Genomic DNA, 16938 nt, shown 5'->3' with positions numbered 1-16938 from the left:
TCTGTTGCCTTAGCTTGTGCCTCTTTCTTAGCTGCTGCTTTTTCTTCGTCTGTTAGGTCGTTGTTTGCTTCAATTGCTTTGATTTTCTCAGCTAACGCGTCTTCTACTGCATTTTTAGCATCCGTTTTCTTTTGACTTGCTTGCGGATTAACACTTTCTACATCCGTAACACCCGATGTTTTAGCACTATCTACAGTTGCATTTGTTGTCGCATTATCGATAGTTGCTTTTGCGGCATCTGCCTTAGCCTGCGCATCTGCTTTCGCCGCTTTTTTCTCTTCATCTGTCAAATCCGCACGGGCATCAAGTTGTGCTTCTTTTGCTTTAAGTGCCTCATCTATCGCGTTCTTGGCTGCTGGTTTCACTACTGCTGTTGGTGTCACTGAACTTACACTCGTTGTACCTGCAGTTTTAGCCGAGTCTACTGCTGCGTTTGTTGTCGCGTTGTCGATTGCTGTTTTCGCTGCAGTTGCTTTTTCCTGTGCATCTGCTTTCGCTACATTCTTCTCTTCTGTTGTTAGAGTATTATTCGCATCAATTGCAGCTTCTTTCTCTCTTAGAGCTGTATCGATAGCTGCTTTGGCTGTATCTTTCTTCGTTACTACAGGATTATCATTGCTAATCGCTGTTGTTCCAGATATTTTCGCATTATCTAATGCAGCTTTTGTCGTTACTGAGTTATCATTAATTGCTGTTAAAGCTTTTGTCTTATCAGCATTAACTTTTTCGATTGCTGCTGCTTTTTCTTCTACAGTTGCGTTTGTATTTGAATTAATTTCCGCAATTTTATTGTCTGCAGCTGTATTAATTGCATCAATTGCAGGTTGTTTATTTAAACTTGTGAATTCTGATAAAGGTTTTGTATCAGTTGAACCATCTTTATAGGTCACAACAAGATTTCCATTAGCATCTTTTGTAATCGTAGAAATTCTTGTCGCCTGATTGTCTACAGCTTGTCCTCTCTTACTTGTAAGATTTGCATCATCATTAGTTTGAGAGTATTCGATTTTTACTTTTTCCTTAATTTTCTCGAATTCTTCAGTTGTAGGGTTTGAAGGATCGACTACACTTACCTTACCTTCTGGTGCTTTAATATCATATTTTGAAGTTTGATTTTTAACTAAAAACTCTACGTATCCAGCTATATTTTGACGTTCAGCAGAATTACTAGTTTCTACAATACTACCATCAAAAGATGCACTCTCACCACTATTATCATCTTTAGCAACAATCACACTTGTCCATTTTTGACCAGCACTTAAATTAGTCGTTCCAGTCATTTTAATCGTTGCTGTTTTTTTATCTTCAGAAATAGAACCTTCACCTGCAGCAACAGAACTATCAGCTATTTTCCCTACCGTTAATCCAGCACCCACATTACTCTCAGTTGTAGTACCAGAACCACGAAGTTTTAAATCTTTAATCTTAGATTCATCCGTTGCTGTAAATGTCAGATCTGTCTCTTCTCCAGAATATACATATATATTTCTATTCGCCTCGTTTGAATACGGTAGATTAACAACCGGTGGAATATTTTTTTTCACAATTTCTCCCACTGGTTTTGTCTTAGTAGATCCGTCTGTAAATGTAACAACAATATTATTTCCAACGATATTAACTGATTGAATAACATCCTCAGGATTTTCTACCAAAGTTCCCTTCTTATTTTCTAAACGAACGTCTTCATTCGTTGTTGAATATTCTAATTGAATACTATCTTTAATTTTCTTTAAATCTTCTGCTGTTGGATTAGTTAAACTACTTACAGAAATCTTTTCATCTGCACCTTGAGATCTTAAGGCATATTTCTTAGATTGAGCTTTTAGAACTAGATAAAAGTACCCAGGATCTGTTATATCCATACCTTTTTTAAGATTTTCTCTTCCTTGATCATCAACTACCTGCACATAACGTGTCCCTATGTTAAGTGTTTGAGTTTCTTGTTTTGTATAATCTCGGTGTCTTTTCAGTGCATCATTTGGACGACCTGTAATAATTATTTTCGCAGGATTTGTTTGACTCGCATCTGACGTTACTCCTGCTGTTTCTGCACGATTTATTACCGTAGCTGTAAACCCAAATTCAACATCCAAATCATTGTCTGTACCTGTAACATTAGGGAATCTTTGTCTTGATCCTTTCTTAATCGTTGCATAACGAATCTTTCCAGTTTCAGAGTATACCGGAATTTCTAATGAAAAGTGCTCTTCGTTATAGATATAGATTTTTTTCTCATTTGGAATCGAGAATGTGAAGTTTACCTTGGGATCTTGGTCAACAGCTGCTCGAAATGCAGTGTTTTTCTCTATTTCTTTTCCATTACGCGGATCTTTTGCTCCTGTATTTTCAATTGAGTTAGTCTCAACCTTTTTCTCCGTGTTTTCAGCTTTATTACCTACAGTTTCTTTCGAGGCTGTAGATTCAACTACTGGAGTTTCTTTTTTCTCAACTGATTTGTTTCTTAACTTTGAGTTAACAGAAATCACTAACTTTTGATATGCTTTAGTTAATTCCTCTTGTGTTGTCGCTCCTTCTAAAGTTGCTTTTGCTACATTTAAGTCGACTACTAAATTAGTTACACTTTCTTCTGTTTTGTTCGCATAAGCACCACTTGAAATCTTTCCTTCAATTTCACTAATAAAACTTGAAAGTTGTGTTTTATCTAATGTTTTTATAGACTCTTTCTCAACTTCTTTTACTCCTAATTTCGCAGCTACACCTAATACTACTTCTTCTTTTGCAGCTTCCTTAACAACTGGTTTAACTACTACTTTTTCAGAAATTGCTCCGCCTAATGTCGCACCCCCATTTTTTGAGTTATCTATAGTTGTAGTTGTGTTTTTTGATACATCTTCACTAGCTTGTGCTACTGCTCCAACACCAAAAAAGATACTTGCACCTATCACTACTGATGCAGTACCTACTTTAAATTTTTTAATTGAGTATGATTCTACTTTTGTTCCTTCTTTTGTTTTCTTTAAATATTCATTATTTTTTCCTATCAATTATATTTCCCTCCTTAAAAAATTATATCTTCGACTTAATTGACTTTTTTCTTTATTTCAATGAATAATAAAATATAGATAAATATGCGTTACTATCCCATTTTATAATCATTATTTCATAACTTACATCTTATCAAGTTCCAAAACTTTTTTCAAATTATAAACACTCATAAATAGTACAATATATATTAAATTATAAAATATATTTTCCGGTATAAACAAACTAAATCATCATTAATATTTCCACTTTATACTCTTCATCAAAAATACTTGAAAATAATGATGAAAATTAATTTTTATGATCTCTGAGAAATATCTTCTTTTCTTTGAAATTTAACGTTTTTTTACTTCTTTTACTCCTGTTCACATAAATCATATAATTCGAAAAATATTTTTTAATTATAGTTTTATTAAAACCATTACTATTAGTCCAGTATAAAATATTATAATATAATTACATAAATTTTAGTTAAAGTTTATATATTAACTACTATTAAACCCTCAATTTTTTCATAAATTGGACTTCTCTTGATTATAATAAAAATAGAGAATCACACTACATAATCCTCTACTCTGTAATCAATCTATTATTTGTATATTTTCTCCAAAAACATCTTTCTTACTAAACAGCAATTCATATATTCTAGCTACTTTAATATCTTGTTCGAAGTTCATACTATTTTTACTATTCAGAAGTGGATGAAGATTAATTTTACCATCTCTATTAATTTCTCTAATAATCGCTGCTTTGTCCTTTCTTACAGCTAGTACTCTAAAATCATTAGTGGAGAAATTCTTCTTATAGTCTTCTTTAGTCGTATTCGTCAGAATATGCAGTAACACCCTCTGAATCTTCTTATTACTATACCTTTTTGTCGCTATTAAATTTACTAAATCACTGTAATCCTCTGCCTTAAGCGCCGCTTCATAAATTCTATTTTCTAGTCCTTCACTAACATCATAAATCTTCTCGATTCCCACTTTACCTAAGGTTAAGATTTTATATTTTAAATATGGGAATAACCCTGATTCAGATGCTATATTTTCTTTCCTCAAATCAGCAAGCATCTCTTTTGAAAGATATTTTTCTATCTTTTCATCATTTATATTATTCCTTATAGCCGTTGCACTAAGATGAACTTGTTCAGAAACATCACCACTATTTAACCCCTGACCTTCTCTTTTCACAGGAATCAGCTTAATATCTAAATTAGCTCCTCTAATAGCTTTATAATAACTATACGCTAAGCTGAAATTCGGATTATTATTTTCCAATCCATATAATAGACTATTGATTTTAGCATGATTAAGACCTGTTTTTAATAATTTTTTATATTCTTCTCTGTTTGCATTTTGCTGTTTTGTGTAAATTTCTTCAAAAATACTTACATCTTCATTTTCAGTCCCGAAGATTAAATGAGTTACCCCAGCACCAGATAACATCTCTATACTCTTTTTAGAAAAGTCATCTCCATATGCAACACTTCCGAGATAAGGTAAGGCAGTGACTAGATCACAACCACACCTAACAGCTTCCTTAGCACGAGTATATCCATCTACTATCGCAACTTCTCCTCTTTGGGTAAAAAATTCGCTCATTACACAGACAACTGCTCCATTATTTTCATCAGCTATTTTCCTTGCACATTCTATTAAATATCTGTGTCCACTATGTAATGGATTAAATTCTGCAACTATTCCAATCCTCATTTTCCCACCTCGTTTTTTATTATTTTTGTGTAAATATAAAGATAGCGAGTTTTTTACTTAATACTCTTAAATACTAAGTAATCCCTCGCTTTCTCCTATTCTTTATTTTTATTAGTACCCTCTGTTGAATTAGATACTACCTTCTCAACACTATTATCTTCAAATATATCTACAGTCCAACCTACTAAACTTCCATCTTTCGCCGTAACCTTACTTATAGAAAACTGTCTAGGTTTTTTATCTCCTTCAGTCAGTTTCTTAACCTCTTGTTTCCCAAAATCTAAAGCATCTTTCTGAGAATTAAAAATTTTACCAGTAGTTCCAACACCTTCTGAATCCGAAAGTTTTTTTCCGTTGTACTCTTGGATCCTAGTGTTTTTTTGTGATTCATTACTACTATTTCTAATTATATTTTTTTCTCCATTTTTTGTGACCTTATTATCATTATTATTAGATTCGGCATCTTTCTTTTCAAAGTTTTTCTCTTCTTTTACTTCTATAGATTGACTATTATCTGTATCTTGTTTATTATCTTTCGTCTGCTCCACCTGTTCTTGTTTCTTTTCGCTTTGTGATAAACCCTTTTTCTGAACAGATTCCTCCTTACCAAAATAACCAATTGTTAAAAAAATAATAATCGCAATAATACACGATAAAATGCTAAATATCATAATTTTAGTGATTTTATTTTTTTTCATAACTTCAATATCCTCTTTCATACTTACCCTATATTATACCACTTATTATACTATTTTGCTAAAATAAACAGATATTTATTCTCCCTTTTTTACGAATAACAAAAACACAGTCTCTAGCGTATTCCTAAAGACTGTGCCTTTAAATTCTAACCTTCTTTAATATTTACAACAAATTCACCCTTGTTATTTCTGTCTACAGTATAACTATAGTGTTTTTTATTTTCTTTTGCTAATCTAGCTATTTCATCATTAGCATATTTTTTAGCGTCAGCTGAACTTCCATATGTTCCTTGTGATGATGTGTTGCTAGGAGATGAACTACTATTATCCTCTTTATTATCAGTGTTTACCTCTTCTTTCTTAGCAGTGTTAACATTACTATTTGAAGCTACGTTACTGTTATTAGTTGATCTATTGTTTACAGCTCTGTTATTATCACTTGACTTGTCGCTTTCTGATTTAGAAGCACTTGAAGATGATGAACTATTTCCATTATTAGAATCTTTATTTTCTCTATATTTCTCCTCATCACTTTTCTCTTTTGATTTAGACTTAGAGTCATCTTTGTCCTTAGTTTTTGATGAAGATACATCTGTCGTATCATTATCCTTTTTCTTACTCGAGCTATCTCCACCTGTAAAATAACTTATCCCTATGAATAGCGCACTACATAAGAATATAGCTAATACTATACCCCACAATACTTTCAACAATCTATTATCTTTCATTATATTTCCCTCCTTTGTTACTAATATATTATAATACTATTTCTAGCATATTTCCACTACTTTTTTATTATACTCTATTCAAATTAAATTGTACTTAAAACTATCACTAAAACTAAAATTTTAAAAAAAGAATTATTTTTTGACAAATCATGGCTAGTTATTTCGGTAAGTATAATGTCAGAGGCCAAAGACAAATAACAAACAACAAAGGAGATTTCAAAATGAGTATATTAAAAAAAGTTTTACATTTAAACTATAATGAAGAGAAAAACCAAAAACAAGTTATTAAAAGTTATAACTTCGAAGTTGCTCCAAACACTGAGGACAATACTTTAAAAGAAGTTGGTGAAGAATTAAAAAAACTTATCGATAAAAATATTGATACTATTACAACCAACACAAAAGAAGCACTATAATTTAGGAGGAAAAATACATTATGGAGAAAAAATTAAACATTTATTTTAATACTGAAAATAAAAAAACTTATCACATCGCTTTATCACATCCAAAAGAAAACTTAAGTAAAGCTACTGTAGAGGCTGTTGCTCAAAAAATTGTTGATACAAAAGTATTTAACAACGACAAACATACCCTTACAGGTTTCAAAAAAGCTACTTACATTACGCGTGAAGCAAGCGAACTTCAATAATAGAAGGGAGGGAGGTGCGGAATAATCCGCACCTTTTTTTATGGATATTTTAAATTTCATTAATACAGTAGGTTTCCCTATTTTTGTTGCAGTATTCTTTTTATTAAAATTAGACAACACCCTTCAAAATATAGGTAAGAATTTAAATGAACTTACTCGTATTATCGAAACAAAATTAAATCTAGATATTAATAATAAATAACACAAACAAGGGGAGTAAATATTATGACAAGTCAACAAACAATGGTAAATTGGGCTAAAGATAATGTATATAAATGGATTGATATGGATGGTATGTATGGTGCACAATGCGTCGATCTTACTATGGCCTACATAAAAAACTTTGCGAACTTTCAAATATACGGTAATGCAATAGATTATCTAACTAACTCTATCCCTCCTGGATGGAAAAGATACTATAAAGGGGATGCAGAAATAGCTCCTGGAGATATAGCAATAGCTCCTGGAGATATAGCAATCTGGCATTGGGGAGATTGGGATAAATATGGACATGTAGGAATAGTCATTGAGGTGAACGGTAGTACTATTACCTCTGTAGAACAAAATGTTGATGGTACTCCAGAACGTGGAGGTATCGCTCGTATCATGAGCCGTGATGATACTTATCTAGTTGGATTCATAAGACCCAGCTACGATTCTAGTGAAGAATGGACTAGAATCCCTGAGAATGGTCGTTTCACCATAGAAGTTCCGTCAATAAATGTCAGGGTTAAACCAAGTAAACTAGGGAAAATTGTTAATACATATTATAAAGGAGAACAAGTATATTATGATAGCTATGTAATAAAAGAAGGTTTTGTTTGGATTAGCTACTTATCCTATTCAAAAGAACGTCACTACTTAGCTACAGGAACCCATGATGGAACTAAAAGAACTAGCACCTGGGGGACTTTTGAATAATTATTTTTAAATTTATTTCTTACTTACAGATTTGAATAATTTAATCGGACTGATACTATCCATCAGTCCGATTTCTTAATACATATATTTGAATAATCAGGCTGTGTAAAATAAAAAAGCGATTGGAGCTTCCAATCACTTTTCATTATATTTTCTAATTATTTAACGCGGATATATACTGCTCCACCAGCTACGTTTGCAGAGTTAAGTACCGTTTGGTTACCTAACCATCCACCGTGAACTGCTTGACCATTACCTGCATAAACTGCAATGTGAGCCATTCCTAATCCACCGTTTGCATAGTAGATTAAATCTCCAGGTTGGGCTTGAGATGCTGGAACTACAGTTCCTAAGCTCATATATCCTGCTGGCCAGTCGTGGAAGTTGATTCCTACTGCTTTAAGAGCATTTGTTACTAGCATTGTACAGTCTTGGTATCTACCTAATTGAGCTAATGCTGCTTGGTAAATTGCTGCTCCTTTGTTTGAAGAAGCCGCTTGAGTAGTTGCTGCTGCCGCTGGTGCTGCTGGTTTCGCTGCTACGTTTGGAGCTGCTGTTGCTACTGGAGTTTCTTTCTTAACTTCTGCTTTTGGCGCTGCTACTGGAGTTTCTTTTTTAACTTCTGCTTTTGGCGCTACTGCTGGAGTTTCTTTTTTAACTTCAGCTTTTGGTGCTACTGCTGGAGTTTCCACTTTTGGAGTAGCTGCTACTGTTGCTGCTGGTTTTGCAGGTACAGTTTGAACTGAGTCTACTTTAGCTACAGTTTTTTCTGCAGTGTTTTCTACTACAGTTGCTTTTGCTACAGTTGCTTCTGCTTTTGGTACTGAAACTTCAGCTTTAGCAGCTGCATTTTCACTTACTTTTAATACTGTTCCAACATAAATTAAGTTAGGATTTTCAAGTTTGTTTAATTTAACAAGTTGATCTACTGAAACACCAAATCTATTAGAAATTTTTCCTAAAGTGTCTCCTAATACTACTGTGTAGTAACCTTCTTCTTTAGCTTGAGCTACTTGAGCTACTGTTGTATTGTAAGTTAATTTGTCCCCAGGGAAAATTAAAGAACTTGTTAAGTTGTTATCTTGCATAAGTTGATCAACAGTTGTTCCGTTGTTGATTGCGATATCCCAAAGAGTATCACCTTTTTTTACTGTATATGTATCTGCATCAGCAATTTGTGATAAACCAACGCCTACTGTTGATACGATCGCCGTAGCGGCCACTAATTTTTGTAATTTACTCATCTATTCTAATCTCCTTAAAATTAAGTTCGAGTCAAGTGACTCATTTTCTACTAAATTCTATTTAAATTTCTAATTTCTAATTTTCATATCTAATTTCTAACGTCTAGATTTTCTCTTGAATCACTTTCGATTACTTTATAACCTTGACATAATACCATTATATGTTGAATATACTCATTTTTCAATATTTGTAACAGTTTTGTAATAATAACGATAACTCCCTGTTACATTATATTATTATCGTAATATTAATTCTTTTTCCAGGCAATTTAATTGCATTTGAAACGTTTTTATAATATAGTAAATCTGTAATTTTAAATTTAATATTTAGGGGGTTTTATGACAGATTTTAATACAGCTAGTTCTGTCTTAAAGATGGGCCTTGTCTTTTTAGAAGGGCTTCTTTCTTTCCTTTCTCCTTGCGTAATACCTATATTACCAATCTATATCGGTATTTTAGCTGGAAAAAAAGAGATGAATGAACATGGAGAACTAGTTTTTAATAAACGTAACACTATTACAAATACACTATCATTCGTACTTGGTATTTGTTCAACTTTCTTCATCCTAGCTTTTGCAACTAGTTTTATCAGCATTTTCTTAAACGAAAATATTAAAACTTTACAAATTGTTAGTGGTGTCTTAATTATTTTTATGGGATTATTACAACTAGGTGTCTTCAAGATAGGATTTTTAAAACAAGAATTTTCAATAAAAAATAAAGTTAAGAGAAAAGGAAATAAAACTACTCCTATTCTTGCTTTTCTAATGGGATTCACATTTAGCTTTTCTTGGACTCCATGTATTGGACCAATCTTAGCTAGTGTTTTCTTATATGCATCTAGTCACACTGGAATAATGAGTGTTCTTCTAATTCTTGCTTATTGCTTAGGATTTATCTTACCATTCATCCTTGTAGCATTCTTCGCTTCAAAATTATTAGAACTATTCAAAAAACATACAAACATTCTAAAATATACACAAGTTATCTCAGGAATTATCCTTATCTTAATCGGTATTCTAATCCTAAGTGGATCATTTATCACTTTAACTAGATACTTTACTTAAACTTGTGACTTGAATTGGAGGAAATTAATATGAAAAAATTGACAATACTTAGCGCAACTCTTCTTAGTAGTGCTCTAATCTTAAGTGCATGCTCGAACGCTTCTGAAAAAAAAGAAGAGACAAACAAACAAACTTCTACATCTTCATCTAGTGAAACTAAAGCTACTCAAGCCTTTGATTTTACAGCAATGGATAAAGATGGAAAAACTGTAAAACTTAGTGATTTCAAAGGTAAAAAAGTCTATATTAACATGTGGGCAAGCTGGTGTGGACCTTGTATGAGAGAAATCCCAGAATTAGAAAAAGTTTATCAAAAATATAAAGACAATAAAGACATCGTCTTTCTATCAATGACTTCACCTAATGATGCAGAATTTAAAAACCAAAGTCCTCAGGATAAAAGTAAAGATGTAATTCTTAAAAAAGCAAAAGAACTTGGTGCAACTTATCCTGTTCTTTTCGATGTTAACGACCGCTTCATTATAAACTACGCAATTCGTTCATTCCCTACTCACATTTTAATCAATAGTGACGGTACGTTTGAAACTAGAATTGCTGGCGGCGTTACTGAAGAATCACTAACTAAAGAAATAGAAAAACTTAAATAATAAAAACATCCGAATCTAATACGGTATAAACTATCCCAAGCCTGAACCTTGCGATTGCATAACTATTAGATTCGGATTTTATTTTACACTTAGATTTATTGCTAGTTCATATTCTAACTTATCAGCCACTCTTCCAACAGTTTCTCATGAATATTTAAATCTTGATACTCAAAAACTGTAACTTTCTTTCGTTTAAATAAACTAGCTAACTTTTTATTAATAACAATATTTCGCTCATCATCTAAACTTGAATAACCGAAGTTAACTTCCGCTTCAACATCCTCTGCATAATTTAACACATCAATTTTTTCTAATTTCTCTAATAAGTATTCCTCTTTTTCAGGATAATTACGATTATATTCTCGAATACCATCATAAACTCCTACATCAAGATTATTATCAAAAATAAATTTGAAATTTACATTTTGAATATTTGAAATAAATAAATTTTGAACTTTTTTACCAACTGCAGCTGTGACAATCCCTATAGCCGCTCCCTGACCTTTAGCAACAATCGTCACTTGCAAATCCGGAAACTCCTTCTTAAGAATATTCACTAAATCTATCCCATCTTGATAAGCATAATTATAATATAAACCATCCTCACTATTATTATTTAAAAATGGGAAATATATTGAAGCTGGTTGCTTATTTTCACTTCTTCCTCTATCTCCCCTCACATGAAGTAATCCACAACTATATCCCAGCACACCGTACCTCATAAGACTTACCTCTCTACTCGGCACTTCCTCATAATCTGGAATTTCTAATATTAGTCCTTTGTTATTATCTTTTTTCACAACAAGTTCAGCATAAATTTTTGAATTGTCTATGGCTTCAAATTCAATCGACAATAATTGCACTTCAACATAGTCTTTTAAAATACTAACCTTATAATTTACTTCTCGTTCTCTCTCTAATTTCATTCTCTCACCTTCCTAGTCCTACATTTCAATACAATTATACCTCAACAAAGTTTATAAAAACAGCATACTATCTCATTAATTCAAACTTCTAATAAACTTTCATCAAAAAACGGCTTATCAAAAAATCAAACTGATGGAAAAATCAGTCCTAAATTTTGTAGAACAAAAAAAAAAAAAAACAATCTCCGGTTTTTACATCGAAGATTGTTTTTCGTAAGTTTGTTATATTATATTTAAGGTCTATTCTTATTATTTTGCTTCTTTTACGTATTCTTGATCTTTAGTATGAATAGTAAGTCCAGTAATATTTTTTGTAGATTTAAAGAAGAAACTACAGATATATCCGAATACTAATGCACTTAAGAATGAGAATCCTGAGAAGATAAATGGACTTTGTTTAGCATAAGTTGTGTAGTCTTGGATATACCAACATACAACACCTGCTACTAATAATCCTAATAATGCTCCAGCTCCGTTTGCACGTTTCGTAAAGATACCAAGTGCGAATGTACCAGCTAAAGGCACTCCTAGAAGTCCGATATATTTAAGGAATAAATCCCAAGTTTCTTTTTGGTTAGTGTTAACAAAGTATAATGCTGCGATTGTTCCAAGTACACCTGCTACAATAATGATAACACGAGCTAATAGTACATCTTGTTTAGCATCTTTACTTAGTCCGAAGAAACGTTGTTTGATATCAACTGTAATACAAGCAGAAATTGAGTTCAAGCTTGATGCGATAGTTGATTGAGCAGCTGCTAAAATAGCTGCGATAACTAGTCCAGCGATACCTGCTGGTAATGCTGTTAAGATGAAGTAAGGTACTAAAGCTGTTGTGTTAGCTGCTTTACCTACTACTTCAGCGTTCATGAAGTCTGGTAATTTAGTTACAGCGTGGCTACCTTTGTAGAAGCTGTAAAGAACTGTTCCCATTCCATAGAAAATTGGAATAGAGATGAATGCTAATAATCCGTTAGTCCAAAGTGATTTATTAGTTTCTTCTACTGATTCAGTAGTACTATAACGTTGAACTACGTCTTGAGAAGCTGTGTATTGTTGTAAACTGTTAAATACTGATCCAATAAAGATGATTGGAATAGTAGATGCAGTTAATGACCAATTAAATTTCTCAGCAGTTATAATTTTACCATTTGCTAAAGCATCTTGAGTAATGTGTCCAAATCCACCTACGTGGTAAGCTCCTAAGATGATTACTAAAACAGCTCCTCCAAGTAAAATAATACCTTGGATAACGTCTGTCCAGATAACCCCTTCAACCCCTCCTAAGAATGAGTAAACTACGCAAAGTAATCCGATTACCGCACATACTAAGAATGGGTTAAGTGTTGATACTGATGTAATGGCAACTGTCGGTAAATAAATAACGATAGCTACACGTCCGATGTGGAATAGTGAGAATAACACACTTCCTACTACACGAACACTAGGATTGAAACGTTCTTCTAAATATTCATACGCTGTAGTTACATTTAGTTTTCTAAAGAATGGAACATAGTAGTGGATTAAGATAGGAATAATTGCGATAATTGAAAAGTTCCCAGCTGCATATGTCCAGTCTCCGTTGAATGCTTTTTCCGGTGTAGCCATAAATGTAATGGCTGATAATGTTGTTGCATAAATCGAGAATCCTACTGCCCAAGATGGAATGTTCCCTCCGGCTTTAAAGAATTCATCCGTGCTTTCACCTGCTTTTTTAGTGAAATACACCCCAATTGCCAGCATAGCTATTAAGTAAACTCCTAATACTATACTGTTAAGTGTACCAAATCCTATTTTGTCCATGGTACTCTCCTCCTATTTTATTGTTTTTAATAATATTTTTTATTACAGAAAAATTTTTCTGTTTAGGAAAGAGGAGAAATTCTCCTCTTTCTATTCTTTTAATTTTTATCCCTAATATATCCCTTATTTTTTAAAAATTACAAGTTATAATCTTTAACTAATTTTTCAACTTCAGCTAATTTAGCGGGATCAAATGATTTCATAGGTTTTTTACAAGTTCCTGCATCAATACCTTTAACTTTAAGAATTTCTTTAAGTGTTTGGTATAATCCTAATTCTAAAACTTTTTCAATTACGTCATTTGCTTCGTGTTGAAGTTCGTAAGCTTCTGCAACTTTACCTTCTTTAGCAAGTCTGAAGATTTCTTGGCTTCTTTGTCCGTTAACATTGTATGTAGAACCGATAGCTCCATCTACTCCAGTAATAGCAGCTTGAACTAACATTTCATCAAATCCTGACCAAATTAGTTTGTTAGGGAATCGTTTTCTGAATCTTTCTAATTGATAGAAGTCTGCTGCAGTGTATTTAACACCGATAACTTTTTCATCTTCTAGTAATTCAGCGAATTGATCTAAACTAATTTTAACCCCTGTTAAGAATGGAATGTAGTAAAGAATCATGCTGTTGTCAGTTGCATCGATAATTGTTTTGTAATAGTGTTTAATTTCGTTGAATGATAGTGGGTAGTAGAATGGAGTAACTGCTGATAATGAGTCATATCCTAATTCTGTAGCATATTTAGCTAATTCTACCGCTTCATTTAAATCTAATGATCCTACTTGAGCGATAAGTTTAACTCTATCTCCTACTACTTCTTTTACAAATTTAAAAATTTGTTTCTTTTGAGCAGTGTTTAATAAGAAGTTTTCCCCACTACTCCCGTTAACATATAATCCATCAACTTTACTTACGTTAATGTTATGCTCAATAACTTGTCTTAATCCTTCTTCTTTAACCTCACCATTTTCATCAAATGGAATAAGCAAAGCTGAATAAAGTCCTTTTAAATCTTTCATTGTTATAACCTCCGTTATTTGTTTTTATTATTTTATTTTTTGTCTTTATTTAACACATTAAATTTTAACACACTTATATTGTAAAACGTTTTCTGTTATTTGTCAATAGGAAAAATAAAAATTGCAATATTTTTTGAAAACCTTTTATTAGTTGCTTTGAATGTTACATCTAAAAGAATCACACCTGTTGTATCCTTGTGTTATTATATATATTCTCTATCTATTATTTGTCTAGTCTTCTACTATCTATTTAATGCATTAAACTTTTAAATATAAAAAAAGGAGCGACTCAAAAATCATAATTTCAAAGAAATCGATTTTGTCGAGTCACTCCCGCTAAGTTTATTAGATATTAAAACCTTCTTTAAATATCAGTAAATTCTTGCGTCTATACGTTCTTATATAAATTTTTTTAGAACTTTTCAACCCCTCTTAATTTAAGTTTCATATTCTTTAGAACATTCTATCTATCATAGCTTCCGATTAGGAACATATCTCCCTCTAATAAATATGATGAACAAGCCGTTGTTAGAATAAAGCTATCTCCTCTTTTTACATCATAGCTAGTTTCATCAATTATCACTCTACCTTTACCATCAAGAACAGTAAATAAATTTCCCGTAGCAGTTTTTTCTAGCGAAACCTGACCTTTTACATCTACTTTATAAACAGAAAAATACTTCTCATCTGCTAAGTATGTTATAGTAGCTCCATCTAACTTCTCTTCTTTAGGACTTGTAGTCACTTTTTCAAAAGGAACTTTTGTAACATCTTTTGTTTTTTCTATATGTAGTTCACGAGTATTCCCATCTTTATCAACACGATCATAATCGTAAACTCTATATGTTGTGTCAGAGTTCTGTTGCACTTCATAAATTAAAATTCCTTCTCCAATCGCATGAAGTGTCCCCGCTGGAATATAGAAGAAATCTCCTGCTTTTACATTTTTCTCAATAAACAACTCATTCCATTGCTCATCGTCTATCTTACTATTAAACTCTTCTTTTGTTTTAGCAGTATGTCCATATACTAATTTCGCACCTTCTTTAGCATCTAACACATACCAACATTCAGTCTTACCTAACTCACCATTCTCATTTACTCTCGCATAGTCATCTTCAGGATGCACTTGTACTGATAAATTATCACTAGCATCTAAGATTTTAATCAATAATGGAAACTTGTCATATGTTTTTTCTGTAAATAACGTAGGTTGTTTCTCGTAAGCTTCTTTTAGTGTTAATCCTTCTAACTGTCCATTTATTATTCTTGAACTTCCATTATCATGAGCTGCAATCACCCATGCTTCTCCAATATTTCCTTGTGGAATAGAAAAATTAAAACTTTCTAAATTGCGTCCTCCCCATATTCTTTCACAAAATACAGGCTCTAAAAATATAATTTTATCCATTTTCTTCTCCTTTTATTATATACCTACGCTTTTATTATACACTAAGTAGGGTACTTTATATAGCAGATACCTTATATTTTTTTCAATAACTTATTTTCAAAAAAACGTTTTTATGGTAATATATCGTTGTAAAGATTTTTAACATTAATAAATTTTAAAGAACAATATGTCTTTAATTAGAAAGTAGGTATAATATGTATTTAGGAATTGATATTGGTGGAACAAGTATAAAATTTGCTGTGTTTGATGATAACTACAAAATCATCCACTACGAAACTTGTAAGACACCTGATAACGTAACTGTAAAAATTACTGATGAGATGTTCAGAATAGCAAGCAAAATTCGTGAAACTTACAACTTCTCTGCAGCAGGAATTTCTGCAGCTGGAGTTATCGATAATATACACATGGAAGTAATCCGTGCAGCTCCAACTATTAAAAACTACCTTGGAACTAACTTTAAACGTGACTTTGGAGATAGACTAGGTATTCCAGTATATGCTGATAACGACGTTAACTGTGCTTTACTTGGTGAACAATGGCTTGGTGGTGCTAAAGGCCTTGATGAAGTATTCTGTATGGCTTTAGGAACTGGAATCGGTGGGGCTTATTACTTAAACAGCCTTCCTTTCGGATCTAACTTCGGTGTAGGGGAAATCGGACAATCTGTTTATGATTTCGATACTAAAACTACATACGAACAACGTGCTTCTACTATCGCATTAGATAGAAAAATTAAATCTGAAATGTACGAAGGTCTAAGTGTTATCGAATTCTTCGATCTTTGTAAACGTGAAGATACAAGTGCATTAAAAGTACTAGACGAATGGTTATTCGAGCTTGCTCGTGGTATTGTTAACTTACTATGTATCTTAGATCCAAAATACATCGTAATCGGTGGTGCCGTATCTGCTCAAGGTGATTACTTATTAAATAAACTTGAAGCTAAAGTACGTGAACTACACCCAATCGAAAATAACCAAACTAAATTCTTAGCTGCTGAGCTAGGAAACGATGCAGCTCTATACGGAGCTATCAGCCCATTTGTAGAAAAATAAAATATTAAAACTTATCCCCTCTTTATCTAAAAAGTAAGGGTTCTTTGTCAAATTCGGTTGATTTAGAAAATTAGGAGAAAGCTATGCTATATT

General features: G+C 32.3%; 16 protein-coding genes. 7 read left to right on the top strand and 9 right to left on the bottom strand.

From position 1 onward, the window contains the following. The 4 genes from RYK99_RS07455 to RYK99_RS07440 all read right to left on the bottom strand — a co-directional run. Positions 1-3005: DUF1542 domain-containing protein (locus RYK99_RS07455; RefSeq protein ID WP_314991451.1), on the bottom strand; the 3005-nt coding region annotated here is incomplete at its 3' end. 579 nt (positions 3006-3584) lie between these two features. Next, a complete protein-coding gene (locus RYK99_RS07450) occupies positions 3585-4715 on the bottom strand; it encodes a nucleotidyltransferase family protein (RefSeq protein WP_314991449.1) in 1131 nt (376 codons plus the stop codon). 95 nt (positions 4716-4810) lie between these two features. After that, positions 4811-5413: a sarcalumenin gene (locus RYK99_RS07445; protein ID WP_314991447.1), complete on the bottom strand. Its 603-nt coding sequence runs from the start codon at positions 5411-5413 to the stop codon at positions 4811-4813. Between the two features lie 146 nt (positions 5414-5559). Further along, positions 5560-6141: a hypothetical protein gene (locus tag RYK99_RS07440; protein WP_314991446.1), complete on the bottom strand. Its 582-nt coding sequence runs from the start codon at positions 6139-6141 to the stop codon at positions 5560-5562. A gap of 221 nt (positions 6142-6362) precedes the next feature. Here RYK99_RS07440 and RYK99_RS07435 point away from each other — a divergent pair, with 221 nt between their 5' ends. Genes RYK99_RS07435 through RYK99_RS07420 form a run of 4 tightly spaced genes read left to right on the top strand, consistent with a single transcriptional unit; the run spans position 6363 to position 7711 of the window. Next, positions 6363-6557: a hypothetical protein gene (locus RYK99_RS07435; RefSeq protein ID WP_314991444.1), complete on the top strand. Its 195-nt coding sequence runs from the start codon at positions 6363-6365 to the stop codon at positions 6555-6557. A 20-nt stretch (positions 6558-6577) separates the two neighbouring features. Then, positions 6578-6790, top strand: coding sequence for a DUF2922 domain-containing protein (locus RYK99_RS07430; RefSeq protein WP_314991443.1), 213 nt, complete (start codon positions 6578-6580; stop codon positions 6788-6790). Between the two features lie 40 nt (positions 6791-6830). Then, the gene (locus tag RYK99_RS07425) at positions 6831-6992 is read left to right on the top strand and encodes a YvrJ family protein (protein ID WP_102169899.1); all 162 of its coding nucleotides are present in this window, start codon (positions 6831-6833) and stop codon (positions 6990-6992) included. A 23-nt stretch (positions 6993-7015) separates the two neighbouring features. Then, the gene (locus RYK99_RS07420) at positions 7016-7711 is read left to right on the top strand and encodes a CHAP domain-containing protein (protein WP_314991440.1); all 696 of its coding nucleotides are present in this window, start codon (positions 7016-7018) and stop codon (positions 7709-7711) included. Between the two features lie 158 nt (positions 7712-7869). On the opposite strand, the gene RYK99_RS07415 is transcribed toward RYK99_RS07420, so the two are convergent. Further along, complete coding sequence (locus tag RYK99_RS07415) at positions 7870-8955, bottom strand: LysM peptidoglycan-binding domain-containing protein (RefSeq protein ID WP_314991438.1); 1086 nt, start codon at positions 8953-8955, stop codon at positions 7870-7872. A gap of 339 nt (positions 8956-9294) precedes the next feature. On the opposite strand from RYK99_RS07415, the gene RYK99_RS07410 reads away from it, so the two are divergent. Next, a complete protein-coding gene (locus RYK99_RS07410; protein WP_314991436.1) occupies positions 9295-10023 on the top strand; it encodes a cytochrome c biogenesis CcdA family protein in 729 nt (242 codons plus the stop codon). Between the two features lie 29 nt (positions 10024-10052). After that, positions 10053-10631: a TlpA disulfide reductase family protein gene (locus tag RYK99_RS07405; RefSeq protein WP_314991434.1), complete on the top strand. Its 579-nt coding sequence runs from the start codon at positions 10053-10055 to the stop codon at positions 10629-10631. A gap of 113 nt (positions 10632-10744) precedes the next feature. On the opposite strand, the gene RYK99_RS07400 is transcribed toward RYK99_RS07405, so the two are convergent. The 4 genes from RYK99_RS07400 to manA form a co-directional block, all read right to left on the bottom strand. After that, positions 10745-11557, bottom strand: coding sequence for an acetylxylan esterase (locus RYK99_RS07400; RefSeq protein ID WP_314991432.1), 813 nt, complete (start codon positions 11555-11557; stop codon positions 10745-10747). A 249-nt stretch (positions 11558-11806) separates the two neighbouring features. Then, positions 11807-13360: a sodium:solute symporter gene (locus tag RYK99_RS07395; RefSeq protein ID WP_314991430.1), complete on the bottom strand. Its 1554-nt coding sequence runs from the start codon at positions 13358-13360 to the stop codon at positions 11807-11809. Between the two features lie 137 nt (positions 13361-13497). Continuing rightward, positions 13498-14376 (bottom strand): N-acetylneuraminate lyase, encoded by an 879-nt coding sequence (locus RYK99_RS07390; protein ID WP_314991428.1) that lies wholly within the window; start codon positions 14374-14376, stop codon positions 13498-13500. A 463-nt stretch (positions 14377-14839) separates the two neighbouring features. Next, positions 14840-15787 carry a mannose-6-phosphate isomerase, class I gene (gene manA, locus RYK99_RS07385; RefSeq protein WP_314991426.1) on the bottom strand — a complete coding sequence of 316 codons (948 nt, stop codon included), beginning with the start codon at positions 15785-15787 and terminating at the stop codon, positions 14840-14842. A gap of 194 nt (positions 15788-15981) precedes the next feature. On the opposite strand from manA, the gene RYK99_RS07380 reads away from it, so the two are divergent. After that, a complete protein-coding gene (locus tag RYK99_RS07380) occupies positions 15982-16845 on the top strand; it encodes an ROK family protein (protein ID WP_314991424.1) in 864 nt (287 codons plus the stop codon). The last annotated feature ends 93 nt before the right edge of the window (positions 16846-16938 follow it).

The organism is uncultured Gemella sp. (assembly GCF_963537375.1).
In the GTDB taxonomy this organism is placed as follows: Bacteria; Bacillota; Bacilli; order Staphylococcales; family Gemellaceae; genus Gemella.
This window is presented reverse-complemented; position numbering and strand designations above follow the sequence as displayed.

Excerpts from the sequence above, each read along its gene's own strand:
- RYK99_RS07450 (WP_314991449.1), bottom strand. The coding sequence starts at position 4,715 with ATGAGGATTGGAATAGTTGCAGAATTTAATCCATTACATAGTGGACAC.
- RYK99_RS07445 (WP_314991447.1), bottom strand. The coding sequence starts at position 5,413 with ATGAAAAAAAATAAAATCACTAAAATTATGATATTTAGCATTTTATCG.
- RYK99_RS07440 (WP_314991446.1), bottom strand. The coding sequence starts at position 6,141 with ATGAAAGATAATAGATTGTTGAAAGTATTGTGGGGTATAGTATTAGCT.
- RYK99_RS07435 (WP_314991444.1), top strand. The coding sequence starts at position 6,363 with ATGAGTATATTAAAAAAAGTTTTACATTTAAACTATAATGAAGAGAAA.
- RYK99_RS07430 (WP_314991443.1), top strand. The coding sequence starts at position 6,578 with ATGGAGAAAAAATTAAACATTTATTTTAATACTGAAAATAAAAAAACT.
- RYK99_RS07425 (WP_102169899.1), top strand. The coding sequence starts at position 6,831 with ATGGATATTTTAAATTTCATTAATACAGTAGGTTTCCCTATTTTTGTT.
- RYK99_RS07420 (WP_314991440.1), top strand. The coding sequence starts at position 7,016 with ATGACAAGTCAACAAACAATGGTAAATTGGGCTAAAGATAATGTATAT.
- RYK99_RS07415 (WP_314991438.1), bottom strand. The coding sequence starts at position 8,955 with ATGAGTAAATTACAAAAATTAGTGGCCGCTACGGCGATCGTATCAACA.
- RYK99_RS07410 (WP_314991436.1), top strand. The coding sequence starts at position 9,295 with ATGACAGATTTTAATACAGCTAGTTCTGTCTTAAAGATGGGCCTTGTC.
- RYK99_RS07405 (WP_314991434.1), top strand. The coding sequence starts at position 10,053 with ATGAAAAAATTGACAATACTTAGCGCAACTCTTCTTAGTAGTGCTCTA.
- RYK99_RS07400 (WP_314991432.1), bottom strand. The coding sequence starts at position 11,557 with ATGAAATTAGAGAGAGAACGAGAAGTAAATTATAAGGTTAGTATTTTA.
- RYK99_RS07395 (WP_314991430.1), bottom strand. The coding sequence starts at position 13,360 with ATGGACAAAATAGGATTTGGTACACTTAACAGTATAGTATTAGGAGTT.
- RYK99_RS07390 (WP_314991428.1), bottom strand. The coding sequence starts at position 14,376 with ATGAAAGATTTAAAAGGACTTTATTCAGCTTTGCTTATTCCATTTGAT.
- manA (WP_314991426.1), bottom strand. The coding sequence starts at position 15,787 with ATGGATAAAATTATATTTTTAGAGCCTGTATTTTGTGAAAGAATATGG.
- RYK99_RS07380 (WP_314991424.1), top strand. The coding sequence starts at position 15,982 with ATGTATTTAGGAATTGATATTGGTGGAACAAGTATAAAATTTGCTGTG.